Genomic DNA, 18,606 nt, shown 5'->3' with positions numbered 1-18,606 from the left:
GGGCCCATCATCCAACAGAGTTGAGGCACGTCGCCAGTTCGACGGGAGAAGCGATGGATGCGCATGCCGCACATGGGTCAGCGGGCCTCATCATCCGCGACCTCATTGTCGCCGTGGGCCGAAAAGGAACGGAGCGGATTCTGATCCCCGGGCTCAATCTGACCCTGGAGGAAGGGGAAACCGTCGCGCTCAGCGCCCCCCGAGCGGCGGCTTCCGCGCTGCTCCTCGTCTTCGGCCGCCGTCTCAGGGCGCGCTACGGATGGATCGCCGTGCAGGGCCGCGTCGGGCGAACCGCCCCCGTGCGGCCGACGGTGCCCAGAGGGCTCTGTCTCCGCCCTCCGGGAATGGCCCCTCCGCCCGGCACGGCCGTATGCGTCGTCGATGCGCGCCGGCGCCGGACGCCCGGCACCGACCGCACGGGCGCTTCGCACGACCGAGCGGCCCCGGTCGGCGCCCTGCCACGGCGCCGGGTCACGACACTCGTCATCGTGGAACACGGCCGCCCGGAAAGCGATATGCCGCTCGCCGAGCGCTGGGTGGACGCAGCGGGCGGTTCCCTGCCGGCCGACGCGGCCCACTGCCAGGGAACCGCCCGGACCCCGGAAGGGGGACGGGCCGGATGGCTGTCGGCGTAGGAGTGGTGGGTTACGGGGCCGCCGGGCGGCAGCACGCCGCGGCGGTGGAGGCGGCCTCCGGCCTGCGCCTAGTGGGCGTCGTGGACACCGACCCGGCGGCGGATACGGCGGCGCTGCCGCGGTACGCATCGCTCTCCGGGCTCCTCCAGGACCCCCGCGTGGGTCTGGTGTCCCTGTGCCTTCCGCCTGGGGGCCGCGCGGAAGCGGCGCGCGATGTCCTCCGTGCCGGCCGGGCGCTGCTTGTCGAAAAGCCGCCCGCGATGACCGTCGACGAGCTGGACTCCATCGTCTCACTCGGGACCGACCGGGGGCTGCCCACGGGGGTGATGCTTCAGCACCGGATGCGGCTGACCGATGAGACCGAAACGGGGCTGTTCCGGTCCCCCCAGGTCACAGCGGCGCTCGAGGTCTCCCGCTACCGCCCCGTCGTCCACTACCACCAGCGCGGATGGCGCGGGCGCCCGCGGGAGGCGCTGGGAGGCATCCTCGCGCACCTGGGGATCCACTACCTGGACCTCGCCTGCCAGATACTGGGTTCGCCCGTGGAGGTACGGGAGACCGGTCGGCGGGAGCGGCTGCCGGGCATCGACAGCAGAATCGCAGCCCTCGTCCGGTTCGAGAGCGGCGCCGTACTGTCGATGACGGTCTCGGCGGAGTCCTCGGTCCGCGGGGAGCGCCTCGCTGTCTACGGACCCGACAGACGCCTGGTCATCGAGGACGGACAGGTGACCCTCACCACGGAGACCGGACCGAGGACATCCCCCGTCGAACCCACTCCGACCCTGCGCCGCCGGGTGTACGAGGAGATGGCGCACGCGATCGAGAACGGCTCAGCGCCCGTGGCCTGTTCACTGGTACGGGCTCGCGGCGTCACCTGGCTGACCGAGGCACTCGCCCACCGGACCGAGGAGGCGCCGTGCCGCACTCAGGAGACACCGTGCTGACCGGGCTGTCCTCGGCCAGCGCCCCCCAACTGCCGGGCGCCGAACTCGCGGCGCTGGTCCGGCGGCACGGCGGCCGCACGGTGGACCTGCGATGCGGCAAGGGACACCGGTGGGAAACGGACGGCCTGGCCCCGTTCGCCGACGCCGGGGTGGACATCGCCTTCATCGGGGTGGGCGTGGTCCTCGGAGACCTTGCGGACGACGCCCTCGACCCGGCACGGGACGCACCGCTCCGGGCGGGTGTGCCGGTGAAGGTATTCGCGGCCCCCCACTGCATGGCACCGGATCGGCTGGAGGTGACGCGGCATCAGGTCCGCGCCCTGGCCGACCGGGTGGGCGGCGTGGAGAACGTACTGGTGGAGACCCATGACGGCGGCGCGTCACCGCAGACCCTGGCCGCGTTGCACACCGAAATGGGCGTACGGCTCGTGCTGGACACCCTGGGACTGGCCCGGATCACCCCCGACCCCCTGGACGCGGCCGGGGAACTGAGCGCCCTTGTCCCGGCCGCGCAGGTCAAGGGATTCGACTGGAAATCCCCCCGGGACACCCGGCACCTGCCCCTGGCTCAGTACGCCGGCCCCACGCGGACACTGCTGGCCGCGCTCCCGCGGCTCGCCCGGGTGACCGTGGAGACACACGCCGGCAGCCACGCGGAAGACCTGATCCTGATCAACACCTGGTGGCGCCCGTAACCGGCAAGGAGGCCGCATGCGCCTAGCGATCATCACCGACGAACTCGGCCAGGACCCGGAAACCGTCTTCCCGGCTGTCCGGCAGCTCGGCTTCGACGGAGTGGAGATCCGTTCCCTGGACGACACTCCGCCGCACCAACTCACCGATGTCCAGCTCACCAAGGTCCGCGGCCTGGCAGCACGGTACGGGCTGAGCGTGGCCGGTCTCTGCCCGCCGGTCTTCAAATGCCCCGTCCCCGTGAGCGACGCCGACCTGCGGGCGGCCAGGACGGTCCTGGAGGACTCCCTGCGAACGGCGGCCGCCCTCGGCGCGCCGCACATGCGGATCTTCACGTTCTACCGCGACGGAGCGCCCGCCCCCAGGGCCGCGGCACCGAGGGTCGCCGAACTGCTCAGCGGCATCGACACCGCCGGCGTCGACCTCCTGGTCGAGACCGGCACCCGCACGAACACACCCACGATCGACCACACCCTTCAGTTCCTGGAAACCCTGGGCGACCCGCGCGTGGGCATCCTCTGGGACCCCGGGAACAGCGTGTTCAGCGGCTGGGCGAAGGCCCCCTACCCGGCGGAATACGCGGCCGGGCGTCCGTTCATCCGGCACATCCATGTCAAGGACCCGCGTGGCCAGCAGGAGTACGTCCGCCTCGGCGACGGGGACGTGCCCTGGCCCGACATCCTCGGCCAACTGCGCGCGGACGGCTACCGCGGCTGGGTGAGCCTGGAGACCCACTGGCGCATCGGCCGTGTCCTGTCCCCGGAACAGCGGGACGTCCCCTGGGGCCGCGACTTTTCCGCCGACGGTTTCGAAGCCAGCGTGGAATGCATGCGACGACTCAGCGAAATGGTGTCTTCATGACGGCCCCGGTGTTCCTCCTCGGTGCCCAGCGTTCCGGCACGACCGCGCTGGCACACAGCCTCGGTAACGCCTTCCGCGATGCCGGCGGGCTCTTCACCGTCAATGGAAAGCTCCTGTACCTGCTGGAACGCTGGATCACCTCCGCGGATCTGGCCGCACGGCACGTACGCGCCGATGAGATCCTTCACGGCCTGCGCCGCAGGCTGCCCCAAGGACCCGGCAGCGAGGAATGGCTCGCCCGCGCCGAGACGGCGCTTCGCAACGCGTCCGCACGCGCGGCCGAAGGCGCCGTCACCGACCCGGTGGCCCTCTCGCGCGACATCCTCTCCGACGCGTACGGGGGATATGCCCGGTGGGGGGAGAAGTACAACGAGTACCTGCTGAGCCTGGACTACCTCGTACGCACGGTTCCCGAGGCCCGCTACCTGGTCCTGATCCGGAGCCCGGACCAGGTGGCACGCTCCATGCTCCGATGGTCCGGCGACCGCCCCTGGAACCCGCGGTCCACCCGGGCGGCGCTGGCCAAGTGGGCGCACTGGAACACCCAGTGGCTCGCCTTCGCCCGCACTCTCCCCCGGGACACCTATCGCGTCATCCGCTACGACGCGCTCTGCCGGGGCGAGGAGACCCAGCGACTCGAGGCCTTCCTCCAGATGGAACTGGGCGCGTACCTCACCGCGATACGGCCGCGCCACTCCCCGGAAGACGAGCAGCCCTCCCTACCGCCGGAGGTGGCCAGGCTCTGGCAGCGACTGACGGACTCGCACACCCCGGCCACGCTGCACGAGAGGACACAAGCGCTGTGAAGACCAGCTTGAGCAGCACCTTCCTGGCACTGCGGGAGGAGATTCCCATCTCCCGCTCCGTGATGCGGGGCCGTGACGCGGTGACGGTAACCATCGAACACCAGGGGATGCGCGGCTGCGGTGAGACCGTGACCAGCCGCTATATGGAGCTGACCAAAGAACGCATCCTGCGGATGCTGGGGCCGGTGGGACCGCGGCTCGCCCGCTACCCGGACCCGGAAACCGCTCTGGAAGCCTGGGATCCCGGAGAGCTGGCCCCCGCCGTCGCGGCCGGAGTGGAGAGCGCGCTGTTCGACCTGGTCGGGCAGCGGGCCGGCGTCAGCGTGCACACGCTGCTGGGGACTGCGCGGCCGCCGTCCGCTCCCACCGCGCGGACGATAGGAATCGTCTCTCCCGACGAGGCCGCCGACCGGGCCCAGGAGTACACGGCTGCCGGCTTCTCCGTGCTGAAGGTCAAGGTCGGCGCGGCTGACCCGGCCGAGGACCGCCACCGCGTCGCCGCCGTGCGCGAACGCGCCCCCCGGGCCCGCCTCCTGCTGGACGCCAACGGGGGCTGGACGCGGGAGCGGGCGCTCAGCGAACTCGGGTACTACGCCGAGGCCGGAGCCGAGGCCGTGGAGCAGCCCACGCCCCCCGGCAGCGGGAACGACCTGTGCTGGCTCGCCGAACGCTCTCCGCTCCCGGTCATCGCTGACGAAGACGTCCTGGGATATGACGACGCCCTGCGGCTGGCGGGAAAGGTCCAGGGCGTGAACGTCAAACTGGCCAAGTGCGGAGGCATCCGCACCGCCGTGCGGATCAGCGAGGCCCTGGCCGGTTCGGGAACGCACCTGATGCTGGGCTGTCTGGCGGGCAGCACCCTGGGCATCGCTCCGGCGGTACACCTCGTCGACCGTGCCCGGTGGGTCGACCTTGACGGGCACCTCCTGCTCAAGGCCGATCCGTGGACGGGCATCGGCGGCACAGACGGGACCGTCCGCCTCTCTAACCGTCCCGGCCTGGGCGTACGCCCTGCCGGGGTCGCATGACACCACGGCGCCTACCGCCGAGGACACGTACCCCGCCGCCCTGAAACGCCTCTCACCAGCCGTGAACGGTGCCGTCACGCAGCCGGTTGACGGGTAGGTAAGCCCTCCCATACGGGCACGTTTCCGCCAGCCCTCGCCGATGGCGAGCGGGTCCCTCGACCAGGGCGCTGATTTCCCTGTGTGGTGCTGACGAGTGATGGGAACCGCGGTCGGCCTGAGTGTTCGCCTCATATCCGCGTGCCCGTCACGACGGCGACAAGTTGGCGGAGGTGTTCCGGTGAGCTGGTGCTGGGGATGGGTGCGACGTGGTTCCCGAGGTGGAGCAGCCAGTTGAGGGCTGCGTCGATATGCCCCTGCTGTGCGAGAGTGCCGGCGTCGAGGGGCCGGTATGGAACATAGGGGATGAAGAGGTCGCGGCAGAGTTCGCGTGCGGTGTCGTGTCGGTCCGCGCCCATGTTGAGGACGTTTTGCACGGCGGCGACGGTGATGTCGTTGGTGACTGTGCGGATCTGCTCGGGTGTGACTTTCGAGAGGCCGATGTGACCGATTTTGCCCTCGTCTTTCAGGGCTTGGAGCGTGCCGATCTGCTCGCCGAGGGGCACTTGGGGGTCGATGCGGTGGAGGTAACAGAGTTCCAGCCGGTCCATGCCCAGCCGCCGTAGGCTCGCCTCGACGCATGCGCGCGGGCAGACGGGGTGGCCATGCGGGACCCATGGTGTCCGGGGCGGGACGGGCCAGGCCCACTTTGGTCGCGATCAGTACGTGCTCGGGGTAGGGGTGTAAGGCATCGTGGATGAGGTGTTCGACGGTGTGGGGACCGTAGGCGTCCGCGGTGTCGATGTGGGTGATGCCGTAGGTGTGGACGGCTTGGCGGAGCGCGGTGGCGGGGTCGCCCCAGATGCCGGGCCGGTCAGGCGCATCGTGCCGAAGCCGAGCCGGGACACGGCCTTCCCGGCGATGGCGATGGTGCCCGCGGGCAGCGTGATGGTCATACGGCGGCCTCCTGGAGGCAGAGCTGAAGGGCGCGTTCGATGCGGGTCTGACTTCCCCGGTCGCTGGTGACGCGCTGGTGCGGGATCCCGTCGTCGGCCAGAAGACCGTGGACGTGGCGGTCCACCAGGAGGCGGTAGCGGTGGTCGTAGTCGTGGCTCTGATCGACGGGCTCGTCCGGGTCCAGCACGGTCGCGAGAAGAAGGTCGTAGTTCGGCGCCTGCGTCGAAGCAAGGAGCCGCAGGCGTCACGGTCGACGAGGACGATGTCGGCACCTTGTGCTGCTGCGGCGATGTCGTCGGCGATGCCCTGCGTGATGATCCACTCGGTAGGAGCCGCGGTGTGGTGTTGCGTTTTCGGCAGGCCGATGGCCGCGGCGCGTTTGCCGAGTCGGCCGGTGCGGGCCACGGTGAGCCCGTGGCCGCGCAGTTCCATCTGGATCCGCTTGAGCAGTGTCGTCTTGCCGGTGGAGTGGGTGCCGAACACCCCGATGCGGATGGGTGTCTGCTGGGTCACCACAGGGTGGGGTCCTCTTCTGGCTCGGGGGCGCCCGGCAGGCCGGGCGGCACAGCCGCCGCGACGAGCTGGTCCCAGGTGTCATAGTGACTGGCCATGGTGATGAGGAGCTGTGCCGTGGCATAGGCGTCGTAGGTGGCACGGTGCCGCTGGGCGGGAGCGGCCGTGAGGTCCGGCGCGGTGTGCTTGATCAGGGCGTCGAGGCTGTAGCCGGGCACGTCCCTGAACGTGGCCTTGGCCAGGCGGAGGGTGTCGAGGACGCCAGCCGGTTCCCACGTCGGCAGGTGCGCCTTGAGGACTCGGTAGTCCGTGTGCGCGTTGTGGGCACAGATCCACACCGTGCCCAGGAGCGCGTGGACCTGCTCAGCGATCTGCCCCCATCGGGGGGACCGCGCCAGAACTCCGTTGGTCAGACCGTGGATGCTGGCAGCGCGGGAAGTGACGGGCCGGGGCGGGCGGATGAGCCACGCCCCGGCCGTGCTGGTATCCGCCCCGCCGTCGCGAACGGGTAGGGCGGCCACCTCAACCAAGTCGGGCGGATTGGCGCCGTTGCCTTCGACGTCCACGACGAGCAGTGCGGGCCAGGTGGCGAAGTTCACGGTGCGGGTGTTCCGTTCTCCGTCGGCCAGCCGATGGGGGCACGGCCGTGCTGGCGGTAGTGGTGAGGCTTCTCGCGATCGTGGCACTGGTAGCCGTAGCCGTGCTGGAGGTAGTAGCGCGGCGGCTCGTCCAGGCCCTCCACGATGATGGCCCGGTCAGTGATCTCAACGGCCCCGGTCGCGCCAAGGGCTCGGACGCTTGCGGTGACGTCCGCGAGATCGGGCTTGACCCAGGCCGCGTGGCACAGAGCGAGCTGCTTTTCCGGGCAGATGTCGCACAGCTCGCGGACGCCGTAGTGGCCGTTGTAGTCGGCCTCTCCGTGGGCGTAGGCCACGCCGCAGCTCGTCTTGCGGAACAACGCTCCCCACGGGGCGGAGGCGTCTTCAAGGGTGCCGAAGGCATCGACCACCCGCCGCTCGGCCACCTCGGGAAGGATCTTGCGCCGGGCGGTGTCCTCATACGGCGTGGAGAGCCCGTGCGCCTGGTAGTAGGCGGCGATCTCCTGGCGGAAGAACAGGCCGGTGAAGACAGTGGCGTGCGCGTGCCGGGACAGCTCCCGAGCGCGCTCCAAGTGGGCGTCGGAGCCGTTGAGACCGGGCACGATCGGCTGCCAGTACAGGATGGTGCGGTACCGCTCGGCGTGCTCGTGGAGGGTGCGCAGGCTCTCCGCGGCGATCTGGGAGTCCACCGGTTCGATGGCTTCGTGCTCGATACCGGAGTGGGTGACCAGCACGGTCAGGCGCAGGTTCTCGAAACTGTTGAGGACCGCGCAGTCCTCCGGATCAACGCGCCAACGGGTAAAACGCAATAGCGCCCTGGTGAGCGCGCACCTCGCCGTCGCGCAACTCGGCCAGAACGAACTCGAACAGGCTGTCGCCACCACGCGGGGCACCTCCAAAGAAATGGTGAGGCACGCACGTGTCCGCAAACTCCTGGACCGCTTCGCCCAGCAGGTCACCACTCTCGATCCCCATAATTCCGAGGCCCGCGACTGGCAGGCCCACTACCGAACGGTGGCCGCATGACTGAAGCTGCCGCGCTGACACTCGTGCGTACCAGCGAGGTCGAGAGGTATCGGCAACTCTTTCTCGACATCCACGTGGAGGTCCGCACGGAGGTGGGCCTCATGGAAGATCCCTTCAACGCTGTGGACCTGTTTGATGAACGCCTGACCAGATACGCCTCCCGAGACGGATGGGAGGCCGTCATCGGCTACGACGGAAAGGGGCCGGTCGGCTACGTCTTCGGCGTGCCACTCGGCCCTGACTCGGTGTGGTGGTCCAGCATGCGGCAGCCGTTACCAGAGGACTTCATCCGGGAGACGGGCAGCCGCACATTCGCCGTCAACGAGATCCTCGTCCGCAAGCGGTGGCGGGGCCCAGCGGGGGCAGGCACCTCCCGCATACTGCACGAGAAGCTTCTAGCCGAGCGCGCAGAGAAGCGGGCGACGCTCTTGGTCGATCCCACTCGCTCCGACGGACGGCTGAAGGCGGCATACGAGTCCTGGGGATACCAGGACATCAGCAAGCAGCAGCCCTTCTCGAACTCCTCGGTGTTCGCGACCATGGTCCGCGATCCGCTTGAGAGACCTGGCCGGACAGCCCATACCAAGCGGGCAAGGCCTGCGCGATCTGGGGACCATCCCCGCTGACGCCGACCAGGACGGCGGAGCAGCCACTCTTGTCGCCCTTGGCCTCGGCGGGCGCGCGTCCCGTCATAGGTCAGCTCGTGCTGGAGTTCGCCGACGGCGACGAAGGGATTTCCCCGAGTCCCTGTCGGGACCATCCCCGCGGGTGCGGGGACCAGGCGGACACCAGCCAGGTCGCGGGCCTCTACCCGGGACCATCCCCGCGGGTGCGGGGAGCAGGACGTGGACTCCCTGCCTCTTGAGCTGGCGGTGGGACCATCCCCGCGGGTGCGGGGAGCAGGACACCCGGCTCGCCGAGGTCGACGTGCCCACGGGACCATCCCCGCGGGTGCGGGGAGCAGGACACCCGGCTCGCCGAGGTCGACGTGCCCACGGGACCATCCCCGCGGGTGCGGGGAGCAGCGGAGACACGGTGTGCCCACGCAGCGGGGAGCAGGTCTGGCTATGGAACACGGCGATCAAACCTGCGGGTGCGGGGAGCAGGGCAGTACGATTCGAAACGGCCCCCAGTACCAGGGACCATCCCCGCGGGTGCGGGGAGCAGGCACTGGGGATGACCTGGGATGGCGGCGGCGTGGGACCATCCCCGCGGGTGCGGGGAGCAGGCGGTCTGCCTTCCCACCTCAGCGCGGGTGCCGGGACCATCCCCGCGGGTGCGGGGAGCAGCACCCACCAAGGGCCCGCGTGCGAACCAACTGGGGACCATCCCCGCGGGTGCGGGGAGCAGTCGGGCGGCCAGATTCTTTACCGCCGTGGCGAGGGACCATCCCCGCGGGTGCGGGGAGCAGTCTCTCAGTCCGAGACTGGTCACGTAGCCAAAGGGACCATCCCCGCGGGTGCGGGGAGCAGCTGCACCCCACCCTGCCGTTGAGCGAGGTCGAGGGACCATCCCCGCGGGTGCGGGGAGCAGTCGTGGTCCGCGGCGTGGGCGGGGGCGACGTCGGGACCATCCCCGCGGGTGCGGGGAGCAGAAGGAGGGTCGCCGGGCCGGACGGCTCGGGCCGGGACCATCCCCGCGGGTGCGGGGAGCAGGCACCCTCGTCGATCACGACCAGGAGGAACCGGGGACCATCCCCGCGGGTGCGGGGAGCAGGGCCTGCTGGCTGCCCAGTGGGTTGACGGCTCGGGACCATCCCCGCGGGTGCGGGGAGCAGCGCGCGGCTGCGTCGGCCGCCACGCGGGCGTGGGGACCATCCCCGCGGGTGCGGGGAGCAGACCGGATGGGGCTTTCGCGCGTTATGGATCATGGGACCATCCCCGCGGGTGCGGGGAGCAGTATTTCCGCAGGTAGGTCCGGTCTCAGGCCCTGGGACCATCCCCGCGGGTGCGGGGAGCAGTGATGTAGATCGAGACGCCGAGCGCGATCACCGGGACCATCCCCGCGGGTGCGGGGAGCAGTGACCTGCGTCGTAAGGCCGAGGGCCAGCAGCGGGACCATCCCCGCGGGTGCGGGGAGCAGGTGGCGTGCGGGTGTCTCCCCGAGCCGCGGGCGGGACCATCCCCGCGGGTGCGGGGAGCAGACTGCGTGACCTGCGGGTTCAACGCGGGGGGAGGCCCGTTTCCCATACTTTTACTGATTCCGACAGTTCGGTCATTTGGCTCATCATTGGGCCCGCCTGCCAAAGCGCCGGCGTTGGGATGCCTTACTCCAGCCCGGTTTCGGTACGCCGGTGGTCTGCTGTGCTTTGGAGTGGGGGCGTCGGATGAGGGGCAGGCCCTCGTGATCGATGGGGCGCCACGCGTGGTCATGGGTGCGGAAGGTGAAACCTTGCTCGTTGTTGATGGTGTGGGCGAGTAGCGAACGGCCCTGGCCCGCGTATTGGCGAACCTCGTCCCAGAGGGCGTCGCGGACGCGGGCCGAGGGGTTGCCGATGAAGACCCCAGCGGAGATTTCCAGGAGCCAGCGGGTGAGGAAGCCGCGAAGGCCGGGCGGGCAGTTGGTCAAGACGATGACGGTCACCAGAACACCTTGTCGCTGTCCGGGCCGTCGCCCTCGGCGTAGTTTCGGCCAGCGTGCACCTGGCGTCCGCCGTCACTATGGAGAACAACACGGTCCGTGTCGGGGTCGACGGCCGTTCTCCCGTCCGCGGCATTCGGCAGGAGCAGGGCTTTGATGTCGTCAACGCAGCGGTCCAGCAGGGACGTCTGGTTGATCCGGTCCCGCAGAGCGCGGCGCGTACGGGCGCCGACGTCCTGGTCGTCCTCGGCGGCGACGTCGAAGGCGACGGGGATGCCGATCTCGGTCTTGTACAGGTCGGCGATGTCCAGGACGAAGGACAGTTCGTGTCCGGAGTGGACGAAGCCCAGTGCCGGGATGCAGGCGAGGGAGGCCACGACGGCGTGGGCGATGCCGTACATGCATTGTGCAGCTGCTGTGATGGCCTGGTTGACGGCGTCGCCGCTGGTGAAGTCGCCCGGGGTGTATCGGCGTCCGCGCCAGGGGACACCGGTGCGGGCGGCGTGCTCGCGGTAGCAGTCCTTCACTCTGCGGCCCTCGCGGCCGAGGAGTTCCTGCCGGGTGAGGCCGGTGGGGTCCTCGTTGGGGAAGCGCAGTTGGTACATCGCGCGTGCGACGGCAAGCCGGGTACGGGGGTTGGCCCACTTGGCGGCCTGGGCTTCGGCGAGGGCGGCGGAGCGGGTCAGGGCGCGACCACCGGCGTAGTAGCGCACGCCGTGCTCGCCGACCCAGGCGACGGCTGCTCCGGTGTCGCCGAGGACGCTCATCGCCTGGTGGGTGATGCGGGTGCCGGGACCGAGGAGCAGGGTGCCGATGGTGGCGGAGGGGATGTGGGTCGTGCCGTCCGCATCTTCGGCGGTGATGGCGTTGGCGTCGCGGTGGACGAGGCACCGTTCCAGGTAGACGAAGGAGAGGCGTTCGCCGGTGCGGGTCAGGTGCCTGGGGGTGAGCGCGGGGCGTCGGCCGACGGTGGTCACCGGCTCACCTGACTGTCGTGGGGAGGGGTACGAGGGTCATCAAGCCGCAGCCGTATGCCTTGGCCTTGCCGAGGCCCTGGGTGAGGGTGGCGCGGAGCCGGTCGGGGTCGGTGACGGTGAGTCGGCCGTCGTAGGTGACGGTGACCAGGGTGACGCGGTGTCGTTTTGAGGTGTTGTCCCGTCCCTGTTTCGGGAAGGACAAGTTGCGCTGGTCGCGGACCATCAGTTCATACCGGTCGCCGTGGTGGGGCTGCTTGTGGTGGGTAGTGCCGCCGGGCAGGAGGCGTTTGTCCGCAGGCTTCTCGCAGATGAGGAATCCGCCGCGCTCCTGGCGTCGTGGGTTCAGTAGCCAGTCCATCTGGTGGATCGGGGTCAGGTGCGCGGTCCGCTTGGTCGGCTCGCCTTCCTTCCTGCGGATCTGGTGGACGGGGTTGGCCGTGAGGCGGAACGCCCACACGCTTCCCTTCGTCAGCCGGTCGAGGAACGGGGCGTACGGGCGGCTCTGCCAGCCGGGGGTCTCGGCAGTGGCTGCCGCTGGCCAGCCGGCCTGTTCCACGAGGTGGGTCATGTCGGGCCGGTCGGGGCTGACGACATATAGCAGGACCTCGGCGGTCGCGTTGCGATCCAGCCTCCACAGCACCCGCGCCCCGTCGGCTGCGCCGCTACCGGTGCCGGTGCCTGTGCCGGTGGGCAGCAGATGGGGGAACGAGGACATTACCGCCGCGTGCAGCGATTGCGGGGAGGAGAGCAGACGCCGGCCCTCTGGGCGCGCGGTGTTGAACCGGAAGCGGGACAGGTACATCAGTTGCTCTCCTCCAGAGCGGCGAGAGGGTCGTGCTCAGGCACGCGCATCGTGGCCATCGCGGCGGCCTGGACGTCGGGGTGGGGTACTTCCACGGTCTCGGTGACCACGGGGCGCAGGGCATGACGGCGGGACTCGGCCGCGTAGCTGAGGGGTTGGTCACGCAGGAAGTCCCCGCCGTTCTCACCGGGGCGGACCTCTTGGCCCCGCCCTTGTTGGGACCACCCCCGCGGGCGCGGGGAGCAGGCCGCCTAGGCACCGTGTGCGCGCCATGGCGGGACCATCCCCGCGGGCGCGGGGAGCAGCTTCTAGCACCGGCCCTCGTCCGCATCCTGTCGGGACCATCCCCGCGGGCGCGGGGAGCAGACGCGGCCGTGGCACCCCCGGAACTGAGGCCCGGGACCATCCCCGCGGGTGCGGGGAGCAGGACGACATGCTCGCCGGCCGCGGCGTCACCGAGGGACCATCCCCACGGGTGCGGGGAACAGCAGGCCCGCCACCGTACCCGGCCGCTGGCCGCTGGACCATCCCCGCAGGTGCGGGGAGCAGCGCCTCCACCTGACCGGGACGCAGCAGCGTCTCGGGACCATCCCCGCGGGTGCGGGGAACAGCCTTCCGATTTCGGTGTGCGCTGAATTCAGACGGGACCATCCCGCGGGTGCAGGGAGCAGTGCACCCAGGCATGACGAAGCCCACCGCCCCAGGGACCACCCCCGCGGGTGTGGGGATCAGAAGGTGATGACCGTTGCCGCTCCGTAGAGAGGGGGACCATCCCCGCGTCGGCGGGGAGGACGGTCTTCTCCGCTCGGGCCATCCGGATGGCAGCGGAGCACCCCACGTCGGTGGGGAGCACGAGAAGACGCTCGCGAAGGTGACCGGCGCGAGCGGAACACCCCCGCGTCGGCGGGGAGCAGACTATCGCCCGCTTACTCGGGTGGCTGGCCGTGGGACCATCCCCGCGGGCGCGGGGAGCAGCAGCCGATCGATCTCGGCGCGGTGCCCGGACCGGGACCATCCCCGCCAGTGCGGGGAGCAGCATCCGCTGCATCTGCATGTACATGGCCTGGCGGGACCATCCCCGCGGGCACGGGGAGCAGAACGCCGAGCGACCTTCCTGCCAGCGTAGAACGGGATCATCCCCGCAGGCGCGGGGAGCAGGACAGTATCCCGGCCCTGATGATGGCCGACGAGGGACCATCCCCGCGGGCGTGGGGAGCAGAGGGGGCTCTCCCATGGTCAGAATCCCTGGTCGGGACCATCCCCGCGGGTGCGGGGAGCAGCACACCCGCTGCCCGACGATGACCGTGTCCGGGGGACCATCCCCGCGAGCGCGGGGAGCAATTCCAGTCCCCCATGATGAGTGCGGTTCGCCAGCCAGCGGGTGAGGTAGCCTCGAAGACTTGGCGGACAGTTGGTCAGGACGATGACGGCCACCAGAGCGCTTCCTCGATGTCCGGGCCTTCGTGTTCGGCGTAGTTGCGCCCGGCGGACACCCGGCGTCCGCCGTCGTTGTGGAGAACGACACGATCCGTGTCCGGATCGGCGACCCTGCACGCTTCTACAGCATTCGACAGAATATATGCCCCCACGACAAGGGCACCCCCTTGATCGACAACCGCCAACGCCGGAAGGATACGGATCGCTCGGACCGCCGCTCCGCCGTAGAGGGGTAATCACTACCGCAGACCTGTTCGCCGCCCAACGGCCATACACTATCTACTCGGACGAAGCGGGCAAGTGACTGTTCTCGCTTGGGGCGCAGCCAACCTTGCCACGCATCAGGTGATGTCGGTAGTGATTTCTGTGAGATGAGGAGCGCTGTGCGGCCAAACCAAATCTGCTTTTCTCGAACAGAATTGGCACCCCATCACCGCGAAGCTGGCAAGGCGATCGTCTGCCGGGAGGTGGGCCGGGCCGCGCTCCTAGCCGCACTGAACGACTCCTACGACGCCACGTTCCGGGCTCCTGCGATGAGGCAGGCTGTGGCGCACCCGAACGGGTTTGTGAAGCTGCCCTTGGGGGTGGTTACTCACAGTGAGGGACGGTTGTTTCTGCATGTCTGGTTAACGGGTATTGAGGACACACAGGCTCACGATCATCGTTGGGACTTCTCGTCCACCGTGTTGCGCGGAGCCTTATACAACACCGTGCTGGACGTCGCACAGGCGGACGGCGGGCAGGCGGCAGCGGCGCCGCAGTCTTCGATCCATCGGGTGGTCCGTTACCAACCCCACGAGGGAGGTTTCCGCTTCGACGCGCGCAATGAGGGTCGGGTGGACGTGGCGGTTCGGCCCACGAGAGTGGTGACGGCTGGAGAGCGCTATGGAATGTCAGCGTTCACGTTTCATCAGGCGAGGGCGGTGCCCGGGACGATGACCCTTGTCGCCAGGGGTGCACCGTTGAAACGGTACGCGCGGGTCCTGACACAGGGCGACGTTCCCGAGGAACGGCAGCGGTGGCGGCATGTGAGTCAGGCTGAGCGGCTTGGCTATCTTCGCGATGCGTTGGACTGCTTCGCGTGAGCCGGGTGCGTCATCGAAGCTTGGCTGGGGGTGACGATCCGCTCGCGCTGATCCGCAGAGATACGGTCCTGATCGTGGCTGTCCACATCTCAGAGCCTCCGGCTGCTCCCTTCCGTCCGGGGCCGTTGGAAAGGCGCTGGCGTGTTGGCCGACCTGACGAGGTGGTGTCCAGCGCCTCCCGCCGTGCGGCGTATACGCAGCGCCGTCTCGGCCCACTCCTGTGGGGTCCGCAGGTGCGCTGGCATCGGGAATTGCCCGATACGGCAGAGTCACCCGCCCGATTCCAGCTATCGGCGGTTGAGTTGGTTCGCCTCAACGATGCGACACTCGGCGCTTTGAAGGAGATGGATTCACCGGCGGAGGCGAACGGCGTGGCACTGCTACACGGCGCTCTGCCTCCAGATGCGCCCGCGCGACTCCCGAAAACGCTACAGGAGTGCGCCGATGTCGATGAGCATCATGGGCAGGGTGTCCATCGTGCTTGGGTGGCACAACAATTACCGCCGGGATGCCGGATCGCAGTCACTGAGCGTGAGGCGGTGCACTGCACACTCGTCACTCCTCGCAGCGGTCATCTGCGGCTGCATCCGGGGCGTTTGCAGCAGGGTTGGAACTCCATCGACCAGTGGCTGTGGCACATGCACCACGCGACGCTTTATCCACCGGGTCCTGAGGCTCTTGAGCAGCTCCAGGGTATGCGCCTGCCACTTCCTACCAAGGTGCGTGGTGTGCTGGGAGTCCGTGGGCTGACGCTGGTGGGCACCGAGCGGGACCCGGGTCGCGACGTTCCGCTCAACTACTACGACGGCACGAGCTATCACCTGACGACGCTGTATGCGGATGCCTTGGCTCTGGCCCGATTGCAGCAGATCGTGTTGGACGCATTCGGCCACGAAGTGGCGCGGATCGGAGAGCACGAACCCCGGCGGCGGAAAGTGGCGCAGCTGGAGAGGGATCTGCTTGTCTTCCGCCGCAGCTACTGGACAGCTGACTTCGGTCGGCAAGGCACCGTTGACGCCATGATGCGTGCTTGGCAACAGAGTGCCGGCTTGCAGCAGTCACTGCAGAGCCTGATCAACGACCTAGGCGAGCTGTCCCGCCAGGTGCAATCCGCAGAGACGGAGACGACCAACGCCATCCTGGGACTTCTCGCGGCCGTAGGGTTGCCGCTGACCACGGGGCTTGCTGTCTGGCAAGGACTGCCCCAAGCGGGAGCGTCGCTGCTGTGGCGGACCTTATCCGTCACTATGGTGGCCACGGTGGTCCTTGTGACGTTCTTCCCGGGGCTGCGCAGGCTGTTTGTGGACCTTTTCCGCCGCAGACGGCGGAGGCGGAGATGATGCCTGCGTTCTCGTGGCCACCGCGGCATGCTCCCGGGTACCCGTCCGGGTGTGTGGACACCGGCGATGTGCTGGCCCACTTCGCCCAGGCTGATCGCCGGCAGGCGACTGTGGTTGTTGTCACGAGCGCCTTGCGAGCCAGTGTGGAGGACAGCGGGGACCACGAGGCGGGCCTTGAGCGGGTGCGTCACAGCTTGAACACCATCGGTCGAAACTTCGGCGCCGAGTGGAATCCTTCGTATTACGGCAAGGATCTGGTCCTGGTCCGGGCTGGGAAGCATTCCCCTCCGGTAGGCGTCTTCGAGGATTTGCTGGGATCCGGGCCTGCGGGTGGTGGTGTCCGGCACGGCTGGGCATTGGACCACATATCGCTTGCCGGGGACAGTGATGCGCGGCGCGAGAGGTTACTGCGTGCCTGTTACGGCATATCGATGGCCGCGCGGATGCGCCGGGATTGGCCGGACCTGCAACCGTTCCGAGCCGACGACGTGCTGGGGCAAGTCCCGAGGCTCCTCTCCGTAAGGCAGGGTGCCTCGCTGCTGGCAGGTGTACTCGTCCGTCCACTGGGCAGCCGGGAGACGGGCTTAGGGGCTGGGCCGGAAGAAGATCCACGTTTTCCTGGACTGCAGTCGGCAGACGCCTGGGAAGCCTTCTCAGCGGCACCCCCGCAACGGGGTATCTACGTGGTGAGCGATGTCCACGACATCGAATGGGGCACCCCCTGCCGTCGGCGGTGGGGCGCGCGTCTTACGGAAGGCAACGCGCATCAGATGCTTCCCCTGGCCACGATGTGGCTGAACGGATCCCTGCCGCTGGCGGATGTGCTGCGCCGGGCCTACCAGCTACGCGTTCACCGGGAGTCGTTGCTGCTGGGACACCTTCGGACGATGAGCGACGCGGCCGCTGCCGGAGGCACGCTCTTCGCGACTCTGGGCGATGGTCTGTCCGGCATCGTCTCGGATGCGGCGCTGCTGAGGACGGCAGTGACCACAGCTAACGATTGGACCGCCGGCCAGATGCACAGTGGAGCCGGTCTGGCGCGGCTGGGCGAAGCAGGACTCGGCACTGCCCGCCGCCACGCACACTTCAGCCTGCATGTGACCAAGACCCTCAAAGGCACAGCGCACCGAGAGCGCATCCTGCATGTGTTCGGTGAACCCCTCAGTATCGATGCTGGCGACTCGGTCGTCGAATTCCTCTCCGGTCTTTGGAAAGCGGGGCCCGGAACGCCGGGCTTCCACCATCTGGCGCATGCCCTGCGGTGGCGCGGCTGGTGGCAAATGCATCTGCCGTCCAGTGCACATGCTCGGCTTGCCCTGATCTTCGACTCCGGGCACGACAAGAGTGCGGCAGACCCGTAACGGGCAGGTCATGGGGTTGCCCACTGCCATCTGGTGCATGACCACAGTGGCACGTCCTCCGCTGCCTGGGCGGTTACTGGACCGTACGGGGCTACAGGTGTCTGCAGTACTGGGCTCCAGAAGTGGGCCAGCTGGTCTACCGCCTCGGGCAGGCGGCCGAATGCCAGCCCATGGCGGAAGGTTGCCGTGTCCCAGAAATCCAGCCATTCCGTCGGCGGTGGTGGGAGGTGTGTCGGCCATTGGCGCCCCATGGCCGTGAACTCCAGGGCGACATCACTGCGGACTTCCTCAAGGAGCAGCTGGGGAGCGCTTGGGCTTTCGGCAGCCAGCAGGAAGTCGATGAGGTCGGTCCAGCGCGTGTTGATTTTGCCCCCGCCACGCTGTCGTGTGTAGCGCAACAGCTTCTGGGCCAGGCACCGGCTGAGGGTCGCCGTCGGCACCGTGACCGGGGAAGGCCATGCAGGAAAGTCCAGCAGTGCGGTGCGTGTGTCGCCGGCGACTTCGGAGTCCGGTACCAGCAGGACGTTGAGCAGTACCTGCTCGTGGTCCTCCTCCGACCGTATTCTCACCAACGCGCGGTACACCGTGGCTTTGTCAGGTGAGCTGAACACAACAGGCTCCGAGCGCAGTAGCTGAAGTCGCTCCCCCTTCGGGCCGGGCGGCAGTTCGGAGGTGGACAACAGCAACTCCCCTGCGCTCGCCGACATGGCCAGGTCCACATCGTTCGGCAGGCGTGCCGTGGGGCCTATCCAGCCCAGGATCGCCGCTGACCCCTTGAGATGCCAGACATCCGGTGGCAGTAGTTGATCGATACTCGAGAGGACCGCTGCAACGGATTGGATCAGTTGGCGGTCACTTGTGGGAAGCGCGTCTTTGCCCGCCCCATCCCATCGTGCAGGTCGACCGTCCACTCGATGCCTCCTTGG

The 18,606-nt window shown here is 68.9% G+C and carries 18 protein-coding genes, 2 pseudogenes and 1 CRISPR repeat array; of the genes and pseudogenes, 11 read left to right on the top strand and 9 right to left on the bottom strand.

All coding sequences use genetic code 11. The features are described from left to right. Positions 1 to 53: 53 nt before the first annotated feature. From VT50_RS39355 to VT50_RS22990, 6 genes are read left to right on the top strand one after another with little or no spacing between them, the layout of a single operon-like run. The gene (locus tag VT50_RS39355) at positions 54 to 635 is read left to right on the top strand and encodes a P-loop NTPase family protein (protein WP_046085807.1); all 582 of its coding nucleotides are present in this window, start codon (positions 54 to 56) and stop codon (positions 633 to 635) included. Further along, positions 620 to 1,579, top strand: coding sequence for a Gfo/Idh/MocA family protein (locus VT50_RS23010; protein WP_158083224.1), 960 nt, complete (start codon positions 620 to 622; stop codon positions 1,577 to 1,579). The genes VT50_RS39355 and VT50_RS23010 overlap by 16 nt, the downstream gene beginning before the upstream one ends. Then, positions 1,552 to 2,274: a hypothetical protein gene (locus VT50_RS23005; protein WP_143645253.1), complete on the top strand. Its 723-nt coding sequence runs from the start codon at positions 1,552 to 1,554 to the stop codon at positions 2,272 to 2,274. Before VT50_RS23010 ends, VT50_RS23005 begins: the two co-directional genes overlap by 28 nt. Positions 2,275 to 2,290: 16 nt before the next feature. Next, positions 2,291 to 3,133 carry a sugar phosphate isomerase/epimerase family protein gene (locus VT50_RS23000; protein ID WP_046085810.1) on the top strand — a complete coding sequence of 281 codons (843 nt, stop codon included), beginning with the start codon at positions 2,291 to 2,293 and terminating at the stop codon, positions 3,131 to 3,133. Then, complete coding sequence (locus VT50_RS22995; RefSeq protein WP_046085811.1) at positions 3,130 to 3,939, top strand: sulfotransferase; 810 nt, start codon at positions 3,130 to 3,132, stop codon at positions 3,937 to 3,939. The genes VT50_RS23000 and VT50_RS22995 overlap by 4 nt, the downstream gene beginning before the upstream one ends. Further along, entirely contained in the window at positions 3,936 to 4,967 is a 1,032-nt protein-coding gene (locus VT50_RS22990; protein ID WP_046085812.1) for a mandelate racemase/muconate lactonizing enzyme family protein, read from the top strand. Before VT50_RS22995 ends, VT50_RS22990 begins: the two co-directional genes overlap by 4 nt. A gap of 227 nt (positions 4,968 to 5,194) precedes the next feature. Here VT50_RS22990 and VT50_RS22985 read toward each other — a convergent pair. From VT50_RS22985 to VT50_RS22970, 5 genes and pseudogenes are all read right to left on the bottom strand, one after another. After that, a pseudogene (locus VT50_RS22985) lies at positions 5,195 to 5,674 on the bottom strand (aldo/keto reductase); the annotation flags it as partial. A gap of 85 nt (positions 5,675 to 5,759) precedes the next feature. Then, positions 5,760 to 5,807 (bottom strand): annotated as a pseudogene (locus VT50_RS41020) (hypothetical protein); the annotation flags it as partial. A gap of 148 nt (positions 5,808 to 5,955) precedes the next feature. Continuing rightward, positions 5,956 to 6,147 carry a hypothetical protein gene (locus VT50_RS40540; RefSeq protein ID WP_240529272.1) on the bottom strand — a complete coding sequence of 64 codons (192 nt, stop codon included), beginning with the start codon at positions 6,145 to 6,147 and terminating at the stop codon, positions 5,956 to 5,958. Positions 6,148 to 6,469: 322 nt separating this feature from the next. After that, entirely contained in the window at positions 6,470 to 7,072 is a 603-nt protein-coding gene (locus tag VT50_RS22975; protein WP_046085813.1) for a 3'-5' exonuclease, read from the bottom strand. After that, positions 7,069 to 7,881 carry a hypothetical protein gene (locus tag VT50_RS22970; RefSeq protein WP_240529270.1) on the bottom strand — a complete coding sequence of 271 codons (813 nt, stop codon included), beginning with the start codon at positions 7,879 to 7,881 and terminating at the stop codon, positions 7,069 to 7,071. Before VT50_RS22970 ends, VT50_RS22975 begins: the two co-directional genes overlap by 4 nt. A gap of 10 nt (positions 7,882 to 7,891) precedes the next feature. On the opposite strand from VT50_RS22970, the gene VT50_RS39095 reads away from it, so the two are divergent. Both VT50_RS39095 and VT50_RS22965 read left to right on the top strand, forming a co-directional pair. After that, complete coding sequence (locus VT50_RS39095) at positions 7,892 to 8,098, top strand: hypothetical protein (protein WP_143645252.1); 207 nt, start codon at positions 7,892 to 7,894, stop codon at positions 8,096 to 8,098. Further along, positions 8,095 to 8,724 carry a hypothetical protein gene (locus VT50_RS22965; RefSeq protein WP_046085814.1) on the top strand — a complete coding sequence of 210 codons (630 nt, stop codon included), beginning with the start codon at positions 8,095 to 8,097 and terminating at the stop codon, positions 8,722 to 8,724. The genes VT50_RS39095 and VT50_RS22965 overlap by 4 nt, the downstream gene beginning before the upstream one ends. A 126-nt stretch (positions 8,725 to 8,850) precedes the next feature. Continuing rightward, a CRISPR array of direct repeats spans positions 8,851 to 10,241; the repeat unit is 29 nt; unit sequence GGGACCATCCCCGCGGGTGCGGGGAGCAG. An 83-nt stretch (positions 10,242 to 10,324) separates the two neighbouring features. On the opposite strand, the gene cas2e is transcribed toward VT50_RS22965, so the two are convergent. Genes cas2e through cas6e form a run of 3 tightly spaced genes read right to left on the bottom strand, consistent with a single transcriptional unit; the run spans position 10,325 to position 12,457 of the window. Beyond that, on the bottom strand, positions 10,325 to 10,681 hold the full coding sequence (cas2e, locus tag VT50_RS22960; protein ID WP_046085815.1) for a type I-E CRISPR-associated endoribonuclease Cas2e: 357 nt from the start codon (positions 10,679 to 10,681) through the stop codon (positions 10,325 to 10,327). Then, positions 10,678 to 11,655, bottom strand: coding sequence for a type I-E CRISPR-associated endonuclease Cas1e (gene cas1e / locus VT50_RS22955; RefSeq protein WP_046085816.1), 978 nt, complete (start codon positions 11,653 to 11,655; stop codon positions 10,678 to 10,680). Before cas1e ends, cas2e begins: the two co-directional genes overlap by 4 nt. A 4-nt stretch (positions 11,656 to 11,659) precedes the next feature. Beyond that, a complete protein-coding gene (gene cas6e / locus VT50_RS22950) occupies positions 11,660 to 12,457 on the bottom strand; it encodes a type I-E CRISPR-associated protein Cas6/Cse3/CasE (protein ID WP_046085817.1) in 798 nt (265 codons plus the stop codon). 1,820 nt (positions 12,458 to 14,277) lie between these two features. Here cas6e and VT50_RS22945 point away from each other — a divergent pair. The 3 genes from VT50_RS22945 (at position 14,278) to VT50_RS22935 (ending at position 17,680) form a co-directional block, all read left to right on the top strand. Next, positions 14,278 to 14,979 carry a hypothetical protein gene (locus VT50_RS22945; protein WP_143645251.1) on the top strand — a complete coding sequence of 234 codons (702 nt, stop codon included), beginning with the start codon at positions 14,278 to 14,280 and terminating at the stop codon, positions 14,977 to 14,979. A 335-nt stretch (positions 14,980 to 15,314) separates the two neighbouring features. Next, positions 15,315 to 16,319, top strand: a complete 1,005-nt coding sequence (locus tag VT50_RS22940; protein ID WP_240529269.1) for a hypothetical protein — start codon at positions 15,315 to 15,317, stop codon at positions 16,317 to 16,319. 53 nt (positions 16,320 to 16,372) lie between these two features. After that, positions 16,373 to 17,680 (top strand): hypothetical protein, encoded by a 1,308-nt coding sequence (locus VT50_RS22935; protein ID WP_240529268.1) that lies wholly within the window; start codon positions 16,373 to 16,375, stop codon positions 17,678 to 17,680. Between the two features lie 8 nt (positions 17,681 to 17,688). Here VT50_RS22935 and VT50_RS22930 read toward each other — a convergent pair whose 3' ends face one another. Next, positions 17,689 to 18,591: a nucleotidyl transferase AbiEii/AbiGii toxin family protein gene (locus VT50_RS22930; protein ID WP_046085822.1), complete on the bottom strand. Its 903-nt coding sequence runs from the start codon at positions 18,589 to 18,591 to the stop codon at positions 17,689 to 17,691. Positions 18,592 to 18,606: the final 15 nt, after the last annotated feature.

This window comes from Streptomyces antioxidans (assembly GCF_000968685.2).
GTDB lineage: Bacteria > Actinomycetota > Actinomycetes > Streptomycetales > Streptomycetaceae > Streptomyces > Streptomyces antioxidans.
Note: the sequence above shows the minus strand (reverse complement) of the source record. Positions and strands in the feature narration are given on the sequence as shown.

Excerpts from the sequence above, each read along its gene's own strand:
- VT50_RS39355 (WP_046085807.1), top strand. The coding sequence starts at position 54 with ATGGATGCGCATGCCGCACATGGGTCAGCGGGCCTCATCATCCGCGAC.
- VT50_RS23010 (WP_158083224.1), top strand. The coding sequence starts at position 620 with ATGGCTGTCGGCGTAGGAGTGGTGGGTTACGGGGCCGCCGGGCGGCAG.
- VT50_RS23000 (WP_046085810.1), top strand. The coding sequence starts at position 2,291 with ATGCGCCTAGCGATCATCACCGACGAACTCGGCCAGGACCCGGAAACC.
- VT50_RS22995 (WP_046085811.1), top strand. The coding sequence starts at position 3,130 with ATGACGGCCCCGGTGTTCCTCCTCGGTGCCCAGCGTTCCGGCACGACC.
- VT50_RS22965 (WP_046085814.1), top strand. The coding sequence starts at position 8,095 with ATGACTGAAGCTGCCGCGCTGACACTCGTGCGTACCAGCGAGGTCGAG.
- cas6e (WP_046085817.1), bottom strand. The coding sequence starts at position 12,457 with ATGTACCTGTCCCGCTTCCGGTTCAACACCGCGCGCCCAGAGGGCCGG.